Origin of the sequence: Paenibacillus lautus NBRC 15380, from assembly GCF_004000945.1 — a bacterium.
Taxonomy (GTDB): Bacteria; Bacillota; Bacilli; order Paenibacillales; family Paenibacillaceae; genus Paenibacillus_AQ; species Paenibacillus_AQ lautus.
In genome coordinates this window covers 33,243-49,613 of record NZ_BIMF01000003.1, presented here as the reverse complement: position 1 = coordinate 49,613, position 16,371 = coordinate 33,243, and the positions used below count along the sequence as shown (strand labels likewise).

At 48.8% G+C, this 16,371-nt stretch carries 11 protein-coding genes; 9 read left to right on the top strand and 2 right to left on the bottom strand.

Features of this window, described 5'->3' with window-relative positions:
• Positions 1 to 57 precede the first annotated feature (57 nt).
• The 5 genes from PLA01S_RS07220 (at position 58) to PLA01S_RS07200 (ending at position 6,670) form a co-directional block, all read left to right on the top strand.
• The gene (locus PLA01S_RS07220; protein WP_127591191.1) at positions 58 to 2,370 is read left to right on the top strand and encodes a glycoside hydrolase family 95 protein; all 2,313 of its coding nucleotides are present in this window, start codon (positions 58 to 60) and stop codon (positions 2,368 to 2,370) included.
• Positions 2,371 to 2,667: 297 nt separating this feature from the next.
• Positions 2,668 to 3,852, top strand: a complete 1,185-nt coding sequence (locus PLA01S_RS07215; protein ID WP_127591189.1) for an SAVED domain-containing protein — start codon at positions 2,668 to 2,670, stop codon at positions 3,850 to 3,852.
• Complete coding sequence (locus tag PLA01S_RS07210) at positions 3,849 to 5,048, top strand: nucleotidyltransferase domain-containing protein (RefSeq protein WP_127591187.1); 1,200 nt, start codon at positions 3,849 to 3,851, stop codon at positions 5,046 to 5,048. Before PLA01S_RS07215 ends, PLA01S_RS07210 begins: the two co-directional genes overlap by 4 nt.
• Positions 5,049 to 5,050: 2 nt before the next feature.
• On the top strand, positions 5,051 to 5,698 hold the full coding sequence (locus tag PLA01S_RS07205; RefSeq protein WP_127591185.1) for a hypothetical protein: 648 nt from the start codon (positions 5,051 to 5,053) through the stop codon (positions 5,696 to 5,698).
• A 195-nt stretch (positions 5,699 to 5,893) separates the two neighbouring features.
• The gene (locus tag PLA01S_RS07200; protein WP_127591183.1) at positions 5,894 to 6,670 is read left to right on the top strand and encodes a hypothetical protein; all 777 of its coding nucleotides are present in this window, start codon (positions 5,894 to 5,896) and stop codon (positions 6,668 to 6,670) included.
• A 56-nt stretch (positions 6,671 to 6,726) separates the two neighbouring features.
• Here the strand turns inward: PLA01S_RS07200 and PLA01S_RS07195 are convergent, their stop codons facing one another.
• A complete protein-coding gene (locus tag PLA01S_RS07195; protein WP_127591181.1) occupies positions 6,727 to 7,620 on the bottom strand; it encodes a carbohydrate ABC transporter permease in 894 nt (297 codons plus the stop codon).
• A gap of 19 nt (positions 7,621 to 7,639) precedes the next feature.
• Positions 7,640 to 8,617, bottom strand: a complete 978-nt coding sequence (locus PLA01S_RS07190; protein ID WP_076325175.1) for an ABC transporter permease — start codon at positions 8,615 to 8,617, stop codon at positions 7,640 to 7,642.
• Positions 8,618 to 8,791: 174 nt separating this feature from the next.
• Here PLA01S_RS07190 and PLA01S_RS07185 point away from each other — a divergent pair, with 174 nt between their 5' ends.
• From PLA01S_RS07185 to PLA01S_RS07170, 4 genes are all read left to right on the top strand, one after another.
• A complete protein-coding gene (locus PLA01S_RS07185) occupies positions 8,792 to 10,333 on the top strand; it encodes a response regulator (protein WP_127591179.1) in 1,542 nt (513 codons plus the stop codon).
• Positions 10,311 to 12,146, top strand: coding sequence for a cache domain-containing sensor histidine kinase (locus PLA01S_RS07180; protein ID WP_127591177.1), 1,836 nt, complete (start codon positions 10,311 to 10,313; stop codon positions 12,144 to 12,146). The genes PLA01S_RS07185 and PLA01S_RS07180 overlap by 23 nt, the downstream gene beginning before the upstream one ends.
• A gap of 122 nt (positions 12,147 to 12,268) precedes the next feature.
• Entirely contained in the window at positions 12,269 to 13,882 is a 1,614-nt protein-coding gene (locus PLA01S_RS07175; protein WP_127591175.1) for an ABC transporter substrate-binding protein, read from the top strand.
• Positions 13,883 to 13,973: 91 nt separating this feature from the next.
• A complete protein-coding gene (locus tag PLA01S_RS07170) occupies positions 13,974 to 16,094 on the top strand; it encodes an alpha-galactosidase (RefSeq protein ID WP_164817382.1) in 2,121 nt (706 codons plus the stop codon).
• Positions 16,095 to 16,371 lie beyond the last annotated feature (277 nt).

The following is a 16,371-nucleotide window of genomic DNA, read 5'->3' as shown; positions in this document are numbered from 1 at the left end:
CTGTAAGGGTAGTGCTTGTCTCGATATTGGAAAATCAAATGAAGAGGGGAATGCAACATGTCAGATATGAAGCTTTGGTATACAAAACCGGCCCAGGGCTGGTCGCAAGGGCTGCCGATCGGCAATGGCCGGATGGGGAATGTGGTGGTATCCACTCCTGACAGAGAAATATGGAATATCACCGAAACCACCTATTGGTCCGGCCAATCGGAGCCGACTCAAGGGCGAAGCAACAGCAAAGCGGATTTGGAGCGGATGCGGCAGCACTTCTTCCAGGGCGATTATCGCGAAGGCGATCGACTGGCCAAGAAGCATCTGGAGCCGGAAAAATTGAATTTTGGCACCAATCTGGGACTATGCCAAGTCGTGCTGGAATTTGACCATAACGTGAAGCCATTCGAGAGCGGGAGACAAGATGCAGCAGCTGAGCCGCTATTCCATCGGGAACTGGATCTGCAGGAGGCGGTGGCACGTTCTGTTTGCGAGATCGATGGAGCGGGAGCGGAGATGACGCGAGAGGTATTTGCTTCCCATGCGGATCAGGTTATCGTTTCCCGGATCCGCAGCACCCATGCCTCGTCAGGCGTATCATTCCGCATTTCGATTCGAGGCGAGAATGGTCCTTTTCATGCTGCCGTTACTGGGAAGGACACGATCGAATTCCGGGGACAGGCACTGGAAAGCGTACATAGCAATGGGGAGTGCGGGGTGTCCTGCCAAGGCCAGCTGCGTGTTGCAGCGAAAGGCGGGCAGGTGAGCTCATCGGATGACACCATAAGCGTATCCGGGGCGGATGAAGCGGCGATTTATTTTGCGGTGAATACGGATTACCGTCAAGAAGGTGAAAGCTGGCGGGAGAAAAGCGCGTTGCAGCTGGATCAGGCTCTGCTGCTGGGATATGACGCGCTGAGAGCCAAGCATCTGGCAGACTATCAACCGCTGTATGCCCGTGTACGATTGGATCTGGGAAGCAGCCAGTATTCCAGTCTGCCTACAGACCAGCGGATCGGCAGGTTTAAGCAGGGCAAGCGGGATGATCCGGCGTTGTTTGCGTTGTTTTATCAATACGGCCGGTACTTGACGATTAGCGGGTCACGACAAGACTCCATTCTGCCCATGCATTTGCAAGGCATATGGAATGACGGCGAAGCCAACAAAATGGCCTGGAGCTGCGATTATCACCTGGATGTGAACACCCAGATGAACTATTTTCCGACGGAGGCCGCGAACCTGAGCGAGAGCCATGAGCCGCTCATGCGGTATATCCAGCAGCTGTCGGTGGCCGGTCGCCCGGCTGCGCGCCATTATTATGATGCCGACGGCTGGGTGGCCCATGTATTCTCCAATGCCTGGGGATTTGCGTCGCCGGGGTGGGGAACCTCCTGGGGGCTCAACGTGACGGGCGGATTGTGGATCGCGACGCATATGATAGAGCACTATGCGTATAACCGGGATCAGGCTTTTCTGGAGGAGCTGGCTTATCCCGTCCTGAAGGAGGCCGCGGCCTTTTTCATGGATTACATGACCGTGCATCCGAAGGAGGGTTGGCTGGTGACGGGGCCGTCGAACTCGCCGGAGAACAGCTTCTATACCGACAATCCGGAGGATGGGCATCAGCAGCTGTCCATGGGTCCGACCATGGATCAAGTCCTGGTCCGGGATTTGCTGGCGTTCTGCGTGAAGGCTGCACAGACGCTGGGCGTGGATGAGGAGCTTCGGCAGAAGTGGCAGACTGCGCTGGATCAATTGCCCCCGCTGATGATCGGCAAGAAGGGGCAGCTGCAGGAATGGCTGGAGGACTATGAGGAGGCGCAGCCGGAGCATCGCCATCTGTCGCATCTATATGCCCTGTATCCCGGCAGCCAAATCACGCCGCATCGTACGCCGGAACTAGCTGCGGCAGCCCGAGTGACATTGGAGAACCGGAACAACCGGGCCGACCTGGAGGATATCGAATTTACCGCGGCGCTGTTCGGACTCTTCTACGCCCGATTACATGACGGAGACCAAGCCGTCCAGCATATTGCTCACCTGATCGGGGAGCTGTGCTTCGACAACATGCTCACCTACTCCAAACCCGGCGTAGCCGGAGCCGAGGCCAACATCTTTGTCATCGACGGCAATTTCGGCGGCACCGCCGCCATTGCGGAAATGCTGCTGCAGAGCCACGAGGGCGAGATTCATCTCCTGCCTGCACTGCCGACCATATGGCCGACGGGCAGCGTGACAGGGCTGAAGGCGAAAGGGAATATTGAGGTGGATATGAGCTGGGAAGATGGGAAGCTGGTTGAGGCAAGGGTGAAGGGGAATGAGGATGGGAGTGTGAAGGTGTTTTATGGGAGGAAGGAGATTGAGGTGGGCTTTAGGTAGGGGGAAAGAAACTGGTCAAAGACAGAAAATATAAGGCAATAGAACTTGACCATATTATTAGTTTGACTAAACTATATAGATTCCATGATTCTAGACATATTTTAATCTGATTTTTTGGAGGGATTTAGTTCTTTTGGAAGGGGGAAAGAGAACTATGTCGAATAACAATATAAAGAGAAAGCTCTTTTAAGAAAGAGATTAGGTTTTTACAACGCTAATGAGGTATATGATTCAAGGCTAGGTTTAGTTTTTAAATCTTTTTATATTTGTGATTAGAAATGAGAGAGGGAGTATATCTTGGCAAAAAATGAAGCAAAGGGTCAAACACAAGAAGTTACTAGGTATATCAAAAGAGAAGTGGAGCGGGAATTATGGGCGAGAGCTGCTGGAAGATGTGAGTTTCAAGGGTGCAATACTTTACTATATAGGTCTCCAGTCACGCAAGAGAGAGTCAATATTTCTGAAAAAGCACATATATACTCATTCTCAGAAACAGGGCCAAGAGGGTGGGGGCCATTTAAGAAAAATCCTGAGGATTTAAACAACATCGATAACTTAATGTTGATGTGTAATGGATGTCATACAACCATTGATCAGGATAAGACAGGATCAAAGTATTCAGCAAATTTATTGCAACAATGGAAGCAGAGTCACGAGGGTAGAGTTGTGACTGTAACAGGTATTACATCAAATCGAAAATCACATGTTGTTTTTTATGGTAGTAATATTGGTGAACAGAAGTCAATTATTCAGAAATCTGAAGCAATTGATGCAATGTTTCCTGAACGATATCCTGCTGAAGAAAGACCGATTGTTTTGTCAATGATCTGTTCCCATCGAGATAACTCACCAGAGTTTTGGGTGACAGAGTCTAAGCACTTAGAGTCTAAATTCTTAAGTGAGATTAATAGGCGAATTGAAGATGAAACCACTTTGGCACACTTTTCGGTATTCGCTCTGGCACCTATTCCATTACTTATTAAACTAGGGACATTATTTACAGATAAAATTGATGTAGATGTTTATCAGCCCATAAGAGAACCTAAAACATGGAAATGGCAAGAGTTCCCGGAGGGATTTGAATTTATTGTTAAAGAGCCGACTTCTTTCAACAATCCTCCTGTATTAGTTATCTCACTTACCGATAAAATATCACACGATAGAATCTATAATGTATTGGGCAAAGAAATATGTATTTGGGAACTGACAGTTATGGATGAGTACATCGGCAATGATACAATCCGTGAAAAAGCTCAGTTATCTTTGATGAGAACTGTGATACGGAAACTTATGGTTCAGATAAAAGAAAAGCATGGTTTTGAGACTCCACTTAGAATATTTCCTGCTATGGCTGTTTCCCTTTCAATTGAAATGGGAAGAGCAAGGATGCCTAAAGCAGATATGCCGTGGATAATTTACGATCAAAATAATGATCTAGGATCGTTTTTAGAAGCTTTGAATATTGGAGGAGGCAAATCATGATAACAAGAGAACAAAAGGAGCAAATTTTTAAAGAACTCTTAGAAGCTTTGGATTTACCTGATTCTTCCTATGAACGAGCGATTAATCGTTATGAAGATTTAGGTAGATGGTTTAATAGAGATGAATCTTTTTTTAAAGATAACGAGGTACACATATTCCCTCAGGGTTCTTTTATGTTAGGAACAACAATAAGACCTATAAATGAAGCAGAAGAATACGATTTGGATTTAGCATGTAAAATCAGAACTGGAGTTACAAAACAATCACATTCTCAGGAATCACTTAAAGGAATTATTGGTGAGGAACTTAAGGCCTATAGAATAGCTCGTAATATTAAGGAAGATTTGGTATCGAAGCACCGTTGCTGGCGATTAGAATATCAAGATGATATCAGTTTCCATTTAGATATTGTACCGTGTATTCCTGAAGAAGATAGTAAACAGAAACTTCTTTTGGAATCGATGGTTAAGTTCGGACTTGAAGAGTTCGTGGCACAAAGTGCATCGAAGTTATCGGTAGCCATAACGGATGATAGGCACGAAAGTTTTAAAAAAGTCTGTGATGATTGGAATATTAGTAATCCAGAAGGTTATGGTAAATGGTTTGAGCATCGTATGAGAAAGTACGAAGAACAGGTTCTTATGGAGAAGGCTCAAGTTGATAGAGTCCCTATTTACAAGAGAAAAACTCCACTTCAACGCTGCATTCAATTATTGAAACGACATCGCGATCAAATGTTTGGGGATAACGAATCAAAGCCTATTTCTATTATCATTACGACCCTTGCTGCGAGGGCTTACAATGGTGAAAAAGATATAGTATCAGCGCTTAACAATATTTTATCGACAATGGGTACCCATGTTAATATGAATAGTCCAAGGGTCCCTAATCCTGTGAATCCTGAAGAAGATTTTGCTGATCGATGGGGTATGCTGGAGTATCTACATTTAAATCTTGAGCGAAATTTTAGAAACTGGCTTCATCAGGCGCAGATTGATTTCGCTCATATTACATCAACAAATGATACTAAATTTATTGCAGAACAAGCTCAATTGAAATTTTCACTTAATATTAATCCGGGTAAATTGGCTCAAAGTATTAGAGTAACCACGGCAGAGATGGCGACAGTTTCTTCAAAACAACATATAATCATTGAACCTCCCAAACCTTGGAAAGATGGCGAGTTGGAGTCGTGATCATGTACCAACATGGCGTATTAGATTTTTTAGAAGATTATCCTGGAATGACTATTGGACCATCCAGAGGAAACGATATCACACTGAAAGGAATATTAAAGTTTAAGGCAGCAGCAAAGGGGATGCCAGATATTGAGGATTCTTATAGTTTATCAATCATTATTCCTTATAAATTCCCCTTTCAATTACCAGTGGTACAAGAAGTTGGAGGAAAAATACCTAGGGATCAAAATTATCATATTAATCCAGATGATTCATTGTGTCTGGGTTCCCCCCTCCGACTTTTGAGAATATTAAGTTATAGTCCAACTATTGTTACTTTTGTAGAAGAGTGTTTAGTTCCATACTTGTATGCTGTTTCTCATAAAATAAACAATGGTGGCAGCTTTATTTTCGGAGAACTTTCTCATGGTCAGAAGGGAATTATTGATGATTACTTAGAATTGTTTGGTCTAGAGAATAAGACTCAAGTTATTCATGCTTTTAGGCTCCTTAGTTTTAACAAGCGATTTGCTAATAAACAAAAATGTCCATGCAATTGTGGGAAGCGGTTAGGTGCTTGCAAGTTTCATAAAGTGCTTAATCAGTATAGAAAAATTGCCCCGTCTTCTTTTTATTTTGAGCAGTTACAGAATGTCATGAATTGCTAATTTACTGAAATTATTATTGTTATTCAAGGAGTGGAAACTATTCTGCCTCTATTCTTGAGTAGGTCGTGATTTTTGCCCCGAAAGTATTTCCAAAAATTTCAGCTGTTTATAATGACTTGAGATTGATTTGATATTGTAACAATAAATTGCTTTGAATCACTTATTTATTTGATTGGGAGTGATTTGTTTCATACTATGAATAACACCTTTTTTAACCCCCACACAACAACGAAATTAAAAATTGGATTTTCTCTAACGGGTATATTAATCTTAACAGTCTCGTTGCTTGCACTAAACAAATATGAATCTGATTTGAAGATTGGTGTAGAATTCAATACTTTATATTTCGCAATTCTGGCTACGCTTATTTCAGCAATTGGTATTTTATTAGGACTGGTAATGATATTTGCCCATCTTAATTACAAACTAAAAATTAATCAATTTTTAGTAATTATGCTACTGGGGATTTTATTAGGTGTAAGTATCTTTAGTAACACTGCAAAAATATTTCTTATTACATTGGTAGTAGATGCGCTTATAGTTTTTATAGTCGTAATATTTTTTAAATTATACTCAACAATTACAACTTTGATAGTAACTTCATTTGCTTATTTAATTCTAGTTCTTCTCATAAGCAGCCTCATTTCGAGATTCTACCAGGAACTTCAATTTAATGTTTCAGGTTTATTTTACATTATTGTAACTGTATTTTTAATTATTTATCGAATCATAGGAGTAAAAGTAAACCGTTCTTACATTACTATAATGGGACAAAAAAATATAAAAGAGGAGTATACTAGCGAGTTATTAATTTCTCATATGAATTTAATTTATATTGCTATTTTTATATTAATAAATACGACAGGATTAATTTATAAGACAGGGGAGTATAATTTTTTCAATGTACTTAATAATTGTTTTATTACTGCCCTAGCTCTTAATCAGATTAAATGGCATCATTTTAAATTCTAATCTTTAGAGAACCCCTTACTACAATTATAGTAAGGGGTTCTCTATTTCCCCACTATCTAACTCTTTATAGCCCCCATCATAATCCCCTTCACAAAATACCTTTGCACAAACGGATACACCATAATGATCGGCAGCGTGGCGACCATGGTCACCGCCATCCGGATGCTTTCGCTGGAGACCGGGATCCGCTTGGAGCCCTGCGCCAGCTGCTGGGCATCGGACATCATGCCGGCGGTTTGGAACTGGTTAAGGATTTTGACCAGGACGGCCTGCAGGGTCTTCAGTTCCGGCTTGTAGGTATACACATAGGAGTCATACCAGGAGTTCCAATGGCCGATGGCCAGGAACAGGCCGATCGTGGCGAGCACCGGCACGCACAGCGGCATGATGATGCGGAAGAACGTCTGCAGGTCGTTTGCGCCGTCGATTTTGGAGGATTCCTCGATTTCGCCGGGGATCTGCTCCATGAAGGTGCGCACCAGAATCATCAGGAACACGCCGATTAAGCCAGGGAAGATATAGACCCAGAAGGAGTCGATCAGCCCCAGGGATTTGATGATCATATACGTCGGGATCAGCCCGCCGCCAAAATACATCGTGAACACAAAGAAGAAGGAGAAGTATTTCCATCCGAGCAGATTGCGCTTGCTGAGCGGATAGGCGAGCAGCGTGATGAAGAAGATGGATACTGCCGTCCCGACGACGGTACGCAGCACGGTGATTTGAATGGCGCTCCAGATCTCCGGATTCCGGAAGATAGTCAGGTAGCTCTCGATGGTTGGCACGCGCGGCCAGAAGTACAGATTGCCCCGCATCGTATCGGTTGCATCGTTCAAGGAGATGACCAGGATGTTCCAGAACGGATAGAAGGTGACGAGAAAGATGCCGGTCAGGAACAGGTATAAAGAGGCATCGAAGATACGCTCGGGCACGGTTTTTTTGCTTAACATGGATGTACCTCCTTATGGTTTAGAATAGGGACTGCCCGTTCAGCTTTTTCGCCGTATAGTTGACGATGACCACGATGATGAAAGCCACCACGGAGCTGAACATGCCGACGGCTGCCGCATAGGAGAACATGCCGTTCTGAATACCATAGCGGAACGAATAGGTGGACAGGACGTCGGAGTAATCCCGCGTCAGGTCATTGCCGAGCAGGAAGTGCTGGTCGAAGCCCGCGTTCAGGATGCCGCCAAGCGCCAGAATCAGCAAAATGACAATGGTTGGTTTCAGGTGAGGCAGGGTGATGTACCGGATCTGCTTAAAACGGTTGGCGCCGTCGACCTTGGCCGCTTCATAGAGCTCCTGGTTGATGGACGAGATGGCCGCCAAATACATGATCGAGCTGTAGCCCATATCCTTCCACGTATTGCCGAGCGCGACGATCCACCAGAAGTACTTGCCGTTCTGCAAGAATAAAACGCTTTCATCGGTAATATGGAGGAATTTCAAAATGCCGTTAATCGCGCCGTCCGAGGAGAGCAGGGTCACGATGATGTTGGCCGCGATGACCCAGGATATGAAATAGGGAAGATAGGAGGCGGTTTGCACCGTCTTTTTGAACTTTACATTCTTGATCTCATTAATCGCGATGGCGATCAGGATCGGCATCGGGAAGGAGAAGAGAAGCGTGATCAGCGTGGAGGCCAGCGTATTCCGCATGACGATCCAGAAGTCGCCATTGTTGAAGAAGTAACGGAACCATTCCAGGCCGACGAACTCGCTCGTAAACAGGGTCGACCAGAAGCCGCCGAGCGTCGGCTGGTAATTGACGAAGGACATGTATAGACCAACCATGGGCGTATACGCAAACACAATGGCCCAGATCAGTCCGGGCAGCATCATCAGGAATAAATACTTCTGCTGCTTCAGCATCGCCCAGCGGCTTTTTCGATGAGGACTTAAATTCAAGTCACTCCGCGTCTGTAAGGTTGTAGCAGGTTTCATATGGGGCACCTCGCATCTCAAGTTAACTCAAATTATAAGACTCGGAAAAAATGAGTGTCGATATGACAATGTAACGAAAGATGCTTGAAAATAACTTACATTGCTTGTTCCCATAGTTAAAATAACGAAATCGCTATAATATGAAGGGATAAAGCCGACACAGGGGGTATGAGCATGTATAGCATTTTTCTCGTAGATGACGAAGAACTGGAGCTTGAGATGATCCGAGATTATATTCGTTGGGAAGAGATGGGGATATATGTAGCCGGAACAGCCCTGAACGGCAGGGATGCCCTGGAGAAGATCGAGGTGATTCAGCCCGATATCGTACTGACGGATGTCCAGATGCCCGTCATGAACGGGCTTGATATGGCGAAACGGGTGAGTGAGTTATTCGACTGGATTCAGTTCGTCTTCCTGACCGGACACGATGAATTCAATTATGTGAAGTCGGCCTTAAACGTGGGAGCCGTCGGCTATTTATTGAAGCCGCTGGATCTGAGCGAAATTGTAAGCGTTATCGATAAAGTCAAACGGCGCTGCGAGGAAGTGCGGATGAAGAACCGCTCCATTCGCGTGACCAAATCCAATATTGTACGAGAGATGATATTCGAGCAGAACGAGGAGCGATTCCGAAACCTCGCCGCCAGCTACCATAAGTTGTCCCGCCATAGTGAGCCGAGAACGTATACCCTTACGCTGCTCGGCATCGATGCTCCGCACGCTGCAGAGCCGGGGCTGTCCCTCGAAGATGGCATGGCGCGCCTGCAGACGTTTGTGGAGGAGTGGCTTTCGGACAAGAAGCTGGAAGCGGATCTGATCATCTGCCGGGAAGGCGAGCTGGGCGTCTTCATGGATGCCGCCAGCCATCTGAGCCGCTTTACGTGGGAGGATCTGATGAAGCAGATGCAGGATACGCTGGGCTTTACGATGACCGCGGCCGTGAACGAAGAGCCGGAAGAGCTGTCCTGCATCCGGGATTTATACCGGGAGACGCGGCTGATGCTGGAGGAGATGTTTTACGTCGGGAACGGGAGAGTCATCTATGCCAAGGACGTGTTGCGGCAGCTGGAGAGCCGGCAAATTCCTCCTTTCCAAGAGACGGCCTATTTCGATGACATTCATCAGCTGGTGTCCGAGCAGGCCGCGCAGAAGCTGCGGGATTACTTCAACCGGCTGGTCATGCTGCGGATCAGAAAAACCGAAGTGTGCGACTTTGCCATCAGACTGGTGGAGCGTTTGCTGGAGGGGATCCACGAACCGATCACGGAGAGCCACAAGCGTGCGGAGCTTTACCATGCCATCTATCAGTGCCGAACCATTATTGAAATCGAAGCGATCATCATGGATTACGCCGGGCATGCGATTCGGACGCTGGAATACCGGTTCATGGACAAAAATGCAAGGCTGGTGCACCAGGTGCGCACGACGATCGACCAGACCTATCACCAGGCCATCACGATTAACAGCTTGTCCGATCAGGTGTATCTGTCCCCCAACTATCTGCGTTCCATCTTTAAGGAGAAAACCGGCATGACGATTCATGATTACCTAACGAGAATCCGGTTGAACAAAGCCAAGGAGCTGTTGGCCGACGATTCGCTCAAAGTGCAGGACATCGCCCAAAGGGTCGGTTATGAGAGCACATCCTACTTCATTTCCTTATTCTTAAAAAGCCAAGGAGTTACGCCGAATGAATACCGCAAAAACATCTAGCCCGTCCGGCCCGTGGGGCCGTCTGGCAGGGGCTTTCCCGTTCGCGCACTTACGCGCTTACACCAATTGGCGGCTCCGGCACAAGTTCTTTTTCATCTTTCTGATCGTGATCATCCTTCCGTTCTCGCTGCTGATCTATTATTCGTATTCTTCGACCCGCAGCACGATTACGGAGCATACCTATACGGCCTTGGGCGGATCGCTGGCACAGATTAACACCAACGTGGAGAAGAGGCTGGAGTATTACAATCAGCTGTCGAACATCCTCTACATGGATGCGCAGCTCCGCAATTATCTCTCTACCGATTATGAGCAAGCGTACTATTATCTGGATGCCTTCCAATATATCAACCGGACGCTGCCGTCCCTGATGACCCTGAATGCCAACATTCTGGGCATCACGATTTATACGGGGAACCATACCCTTTATTCCGACGGCCAATACGTCAAATACACGGAAGAGCTGCCCCGGGCGATGGAGGAGCAGGTGCTGGATGCCGCCGGCAATACGGTGTACTTCCATTCCGGAAATTTCAAGGCCGATGATGCGTATATCACCATTGCCCGTTCGTTAAGTTATTTCAGCCTGCAGCATCCGTACGGGATTTTGACCATGGATATTAACGCGAACGAATTCTACTCCCTGATCAAAATGGAGAACGACAACAAAAGCGTCTATATTATCGACGAGTTTGGCGGCGTGATCAGCACGGGGGATCAGAACCTCCAATCGAACCAGCTGTTCGACGTGTTTCCGATTCAGGAGCGGATGACCCAGGATGCAGGCTCATTCGATATTAAGATTAATGGGCAGGAGCGTTTTTTCACATATAAAAAGCTCAGCAACGGCTGGTCCACGGTCATCACCGTGCCCTACGACGAGCTGCTGGCCAATGCGAATCAGGCGACCAAGAACGTCATCTGGTTCTCCGTGCTGGCGATTGGCATGGCCATCCTGCTGCTCTATTTTACGACCAAGGTCATGACCAAGCGCATCGAGGTGCTGCTGCAGCAGATCCGGAAGGTGGAGCGCGGGGATTTCCGGCTGTCGATTAAGCCGATGGGGCATGACGAGATCGGCCAGGTGTCCTTTGCGTTTAATAAGATGGCTTCGACCATCCAATCCCTGATCCATGACGTGTACGTGAAGGAGATTGCAAGGAAGGAGTCGGAGCTGAATACGCTCCAGGCCCAGATCAACCCCCATTTTCTGTACAACACCTTGTCCTCCATCTCCTCCCTGGCGATTAAGGAAGGGGCTATGCAGGTGTACCAGATGGTCAATTATTTGGCCAAGTATTACCGGGTGTCGCTGAATAAAGGGAAGCGCATCATTCTGCTGGAGCAGGAAATCAATCTGGTGAAGAATTACGTAGCGATCCAGAAGATCCGGTTCCGGGACAAGCTCCATATGCATTACGACTTGGATGAGCAGCTGTTCGGGACTACGACAATCAAGCTGATTCTGCAGCCCTTCATCGAGAACTGCATCAATCATGCCATTGGGGACGAAACGGGAATCAACATTAACGTGAAGCTCAAGCAGGAGGGGGATGACATCTTTCTCCAGGTCATCGATGACGGCATCGGCATGACCCCCGAACAGCTTGATCATGCGCTGAACAAATCGGATAATCTGTCGGGATACGGCGTGAAAAATGTGGATGACCGGATCAAGCTTACCTACGGGGAGGAGTACGGAGTCAGCATCTTCAGCCGGCTCGGCATCGGAACCGCGGTGACCATTCGGATACCTGTAATCTCCGATAGGCATCCTGCAAACGAACGGGACCCACAGCAGGCGTTACCCTGAATGAAAGACATTTTGCATCATGGATTGTAAGATTGCGTTATAGATCAATGAACTCCCGATTTTTACAATGATAGATATATTCGAGCATATGAATATGACGACCTTAGAAAGGGGTTCAGGGAATGAAGAAACTAAAATGGATTCTGGCAGCAGCGCTCGTTATGACAACGCTTTCGGCTTGTGGCGGCAACCAGAAGGCGGCATCGGGCGGAGACAGCGGCACGGATGCGGACAGTAACGCGCCGATCACGTTAACCTGGTTTGACCAAAACACGGGGGATGCCTTTACGAATCCGGTCGCTAAAGTGATAACGGAAAAGACGGGCGTCACCGTCGAGATCCAGCAGCCTACGGGCAATCCGGTCGAGAAGCTGAATCTGATGCTGGCCAGCGGCGATCTTCCGGATGTTATTTTGATGAGTCGTGGAAGCGATATCATGAACAAGTATATTACCTCTGGCGCGGTCGTCCCGCTGAATGATCTGATCGAAGAGCACGGACCGAATATCCAAAAAATGTACGGCGACACGCTTGCCAAAACCCGAAGCGAGGACGGCAACAATTATTATTTCTCCAACTGGTACGGCTTGGAGCAGTACCCGGTGTTCGGATTTATGATGCGCATGGACATCATGAAGGAGCTGGGCGTCGGCGATAAAGTGAACAACGGCGAACCGTTTACCGCGGAGGAATTCGAGCAGCTGCTCGTCAAGTTCAAGGAGAAATACAAGGCCATCGACGGCAAAGAAAGCATTCCGATGACGCTCAATGGCGAGAACGTCGGAGCCGTGACCGGCAGCTTCAAGGGCATGTACGGCATGATGCCGTATTACGAAACGAACGGGGAGCTGAAGAAGGACGTCCGCGATCCGCGTTATCTCGAAATGGTTAAATTCCTGAACTCCCTGTACCGCAAAGGCCTGCTCGATAAGGAATGGGCGACGATGAAGACCAAGCAGTTCGAGCAGAAGCTGGGCAACGGCAACGTATTCGCCACGGCGGAAGCGCTCTGGAATGTGGGGAATGCGAATGCGCTGCTCAAAACCGAGGCAGCCGATAAGGCCACCGAGGACGAGCGTCAGTTCTACCAATACAAAGTGCTGGCCCCGGGCGTGAAGCCGGAAGAGGCCACTTACGGACCGAAGAGCTCCCTGGGCTGGGACGGCGTCGCCATCAGCCGCTCCAACAAGGATCCGGTCCGTACGATGAAGCTGCTGGATTTCCTGGCCAGCGAGGAAGGCCAGTATCTGCTGATGTGGGGAGTAGAGGGCGAGCATTGGGACATAAAGGACGGCAAGCATGTGCCAAGACAAGAAGTGCTGGACGCCTTCAAGAAGAATTGGGACGAAGCTTCCCGTACGACGGGCATTCGCAAGTGGACCTGGATGATTAAGAACGGTCCCGGCGAGGACGGAACCCCGTATGACCTGATGGGCCGTTACCAGACCGATCCAGTCACGGATCTGGCGATCAAGAACCTGGCCGATACGTCGTTTGATACGGCACCATATGACAACCTGGGTCCGGCTGGTGGAACGCCGGAAGCCATTATGGAAACGAAGGTGAACGACACCATCAATAAATATTTCCTGAAGATGGCCCTGTCGCCGTCCGAGGACCAAGTGGTGGAATCCTATAACCAGATGATGGCCGAGATCGAGGCTGCTGGCCTGGCCAAGCTGGAAAAGATTTATACGGACAACTTCAACAAACGTCAAGAGCTGTGGGGCAAATAATCTGACCAAGGAGAGTCAAAAGATGCTTCGTCTTTTGACTCCTCCTTTTTTTCTTGCGCAGGCAAAAACCAGATCAACACGAATCGGAAGGATGATATCTGTGACCATTCAATACCAAGAGAAGTTTCGCGTGTTTGCGATACAAACCGATAACAGCTCCTATCTGTTCGGCATCAACGACAGCGGCAATCTGCAGCATCTCTACTGGGGGGAGCCCGTCGCGATCGAAGACGCTGCGCCGCTGCTGCGGCCGAGATCGCACAGCTCGTTTGACGCGGAAGTCCATTCGGAAGTGGAGGAATACAGCTTCTGGGGCGGCGTCAAATACAGCGAGCCCAGCCTGAAGGTCCGCATGCCGGATGGGGTGCGCGACTTGGCGGTTCGTTATGCCGGACACCGCACGCTGCAGACGGAAGGCAGGGAGACGCTGATCATCGTCATGAAGGACGAAGCGTACCCGCTGGAAGTGGAGCTGTCCTATCGGGCGATTCCTGAGTGTGACCTGATCGAACGTTCGGCCCGGATCGTCAACCGCGGCGAGGCGGACATCGTGCTGGAGAACGCGCAATCCGCGGCATGGGTCATCCCCTATCTGGCGGATTACCGTCTCACGCACGTGACGGGAAAATGGTCCGGCGAATTTCAGCTGCGCAGCACTTTCCTCACCGAAGGAAAGAAGGTGCTGGAATCCCGCAGGGGCTTTACGGACAGCCACGCCAACCCTTGGTTTGCGATGGATGACGGACATGCCACGGAGTCGGCGGGGCAGGTCTGGTTCGGCGCGCTGGCCTGGAGCGGGAACTGGAAGATTACGGCCGAGCGGACGGTGTTCGAGCATGTCCGGGTGACCGGGGGCATCAACGATTTCGACAGCGAGTGGGTGCTGGGAGCGGGAGAAGCCTTCGATACGCCAAGCTTTGTCGGGGGATACAGCAGCGGCGGCTTTGGCGGGATGAGCCGGCGGCTGCATCGCTATCAATATTCGGATCTCCTGCCGGGCAGCCATACGAGACCGGTCCTGTATAACTCTTGGGAAGCGACGTACTTCGATGTCAATGCCAAGGATCAAATGGCTTTGGCCGAGAGAGCCGCGCGCATGGGCGTGGAATTGTTCGTCGTGGACGATGGGTGGTTCGGCGGACGCAACCATGATCGCGCCGGTCTTGGCGATTGGTTCGTGAACCGGGAGAAGTTCCCGAATGGTCTCGGCGAGCTGATTAACCGGGTGCATGAGCTGGGCATGGATTTCGGCATCTGGGTGGAGCCGGAGGCCGTCAATCCGGACAGCGACCTGTACCGGGAGCACCCGGATTGGGTCTACCATTTCGATACGCGGGAGCGCTCGGAGCTTCGCAATCAGCTGCTGCTGAACATTTCGAAGCCGGAGGTTAAGGCTTACATTTTGCAGTTTATGACGGACCTGCTGGAGAAGCATGACATCAAGTTCATTAAATGGGACATGAACCGGACGGTGACCGAACCCGGCATGAAAGACCATCCGCTTCACCGCCAGAAAGAAATCTGGATTCGCCACGTTCAGAGCCTGTACCAGATTTGGGCGGAGCTGCGGCGCAAGTTCCCGCATGTGGCGTTTGAAACCTGCGCCGGCGGCGGAGCGCGCATCGATCTTGGCATCTTCCGGTATGCCGACCAATCCTGGCCGAGCGATAATACGGATGCCTTTGACCGCCTCAGCATTCAGGAGGGCTTCTCGTACACCTATGCTCCTCGAATGATGACCTGCTGGGTAACGGAGTCGCCGACAGGGATGAATCAAAGACAGGTATCCCTGAAGTACCGCTTCCACAGCGCCATGATGGGAACGCTCGGCATCGGCTCCAACCTGAATGAATGGAGAGATGAGCTGATTGAGCAATCGGCCGAATATGTGGCGCAGTATAAATCCATTCGCCATCTGGTTCAGTTCGGCAGCCAGTATCGGTTGACCTCGTTACAGCATAAAGGCGTAACGGCCGTGCAGTACGGCAGCGAAGACGGAAGCGACAACGTGCTGTTTGCGTTCCTGCACAGCCAGAAGCTGGGCGAACCGCTGCCGAGACTACGGCTGACCGGACTGCAAGCCGATCAGTCGTATGGCATCGAGGGGCTTGAAGGTACATGGAGCGGCAGGGCACTCATGAACATCGGGATCGAGCTGCCGCTGCGAGGGGATTTCGATAGCTTGGTGTATCGCATTCAGAAACAGGGATAAGATATCCTAAAATAGAAAGCGCCGTGTTGTCTAATAGACAATGCGGCGTTTTTTTGCCGTTGACTTCCATGTTAACTTCAATGTTATGAATGATATTATATTGCATCATGAAGTTAAGGGAGGGAGGAAATGTGATTACTATCCTGGGTTTTGCTTTACTGGATAGCTCTCTAGCTTTGCATCGATCGTCATGATGATTTTCTTGTTGTTATCAACAGCCTACCGACCTGCTCGAATCAGGGTGTATCTGCTTAATGCGGCTGGTTTTGCATTCTGC

Excerpts from the sequence above, each read along its gene's own strand:
- PLA01S_RS07220 (WP_127591191.1), top strand. The coding sequence starts at position 58 with ATGTCAGATATGAAGCTTTGGTATACAAAACCGGCCCAGGGCTGGTCG.
- PLA01S_RS07210 (WP_127591187.1), top strand. The coding sequence starts at position 3,849 with ATGATAACAAGAGAACAAAAGGAGCAAATTTTTAAAGAACTCTTAGAA.
- PLA01S_RS07205 (WP_127591185.1), top strand. The coding sequence starts at position 5,051 with ATGTACCAACATGGCGTATTAGATTTTTTAGAAGATTATCCTGGAATG.
- PLA01S_RS07200 (WP_127591183.1), top strand. The coding sequence starts at position 5,894 with ATGAATAACACCTTTTTTAACCCCCACACAACAACGAAATTAAAAATT.
- PLA01S_RS07195 (WP_127591181.1), bottom strand. The coding sequence starts at position 7,620 with ATGTTAAGCAAAAAAACCGTGCCCGAGCGTATCTTCGATGCCTCTTTA.
- PLA01S_RS07190 (WP_076325175.1), bottom strand. The coding sequence starts at position 8,617 with ATGAAACCTGCTACAACCTTACAGACGCGGAGTGACTTGAATTTAAGT.
- PLA01S_RS07185 (WP_127591179.1), top strand. The coding sequence starts at position 8,792 with ATGTATAGCATTTTTCTCGTAGATGACGAAGAACTGGAGCTTGAGATG.
- PLA01S_RS07180 (WP_127591177.1), top strand. The coding sequence starts at position 10,311 with ATGAATACCGCAAAAACATCTAGCCCGTCCGGCCCGTGGGGCCGTCTG.
- PLA01S_RS07175 (WP_127591175.1), top strand. The coding sequence starts at position 12,269 with ATGAAGAAACTAAAATGGATTCTGGCAGCAGCGCTCGTTATGACAACG.
- PLA01S_RS07170 (WP_164817382.1), top strand. The coding sequence starts at position 13,974 with ATGATATCTGTGACCATTCAATACCAAGAGAAGTTTCGCGTGTTTGCG.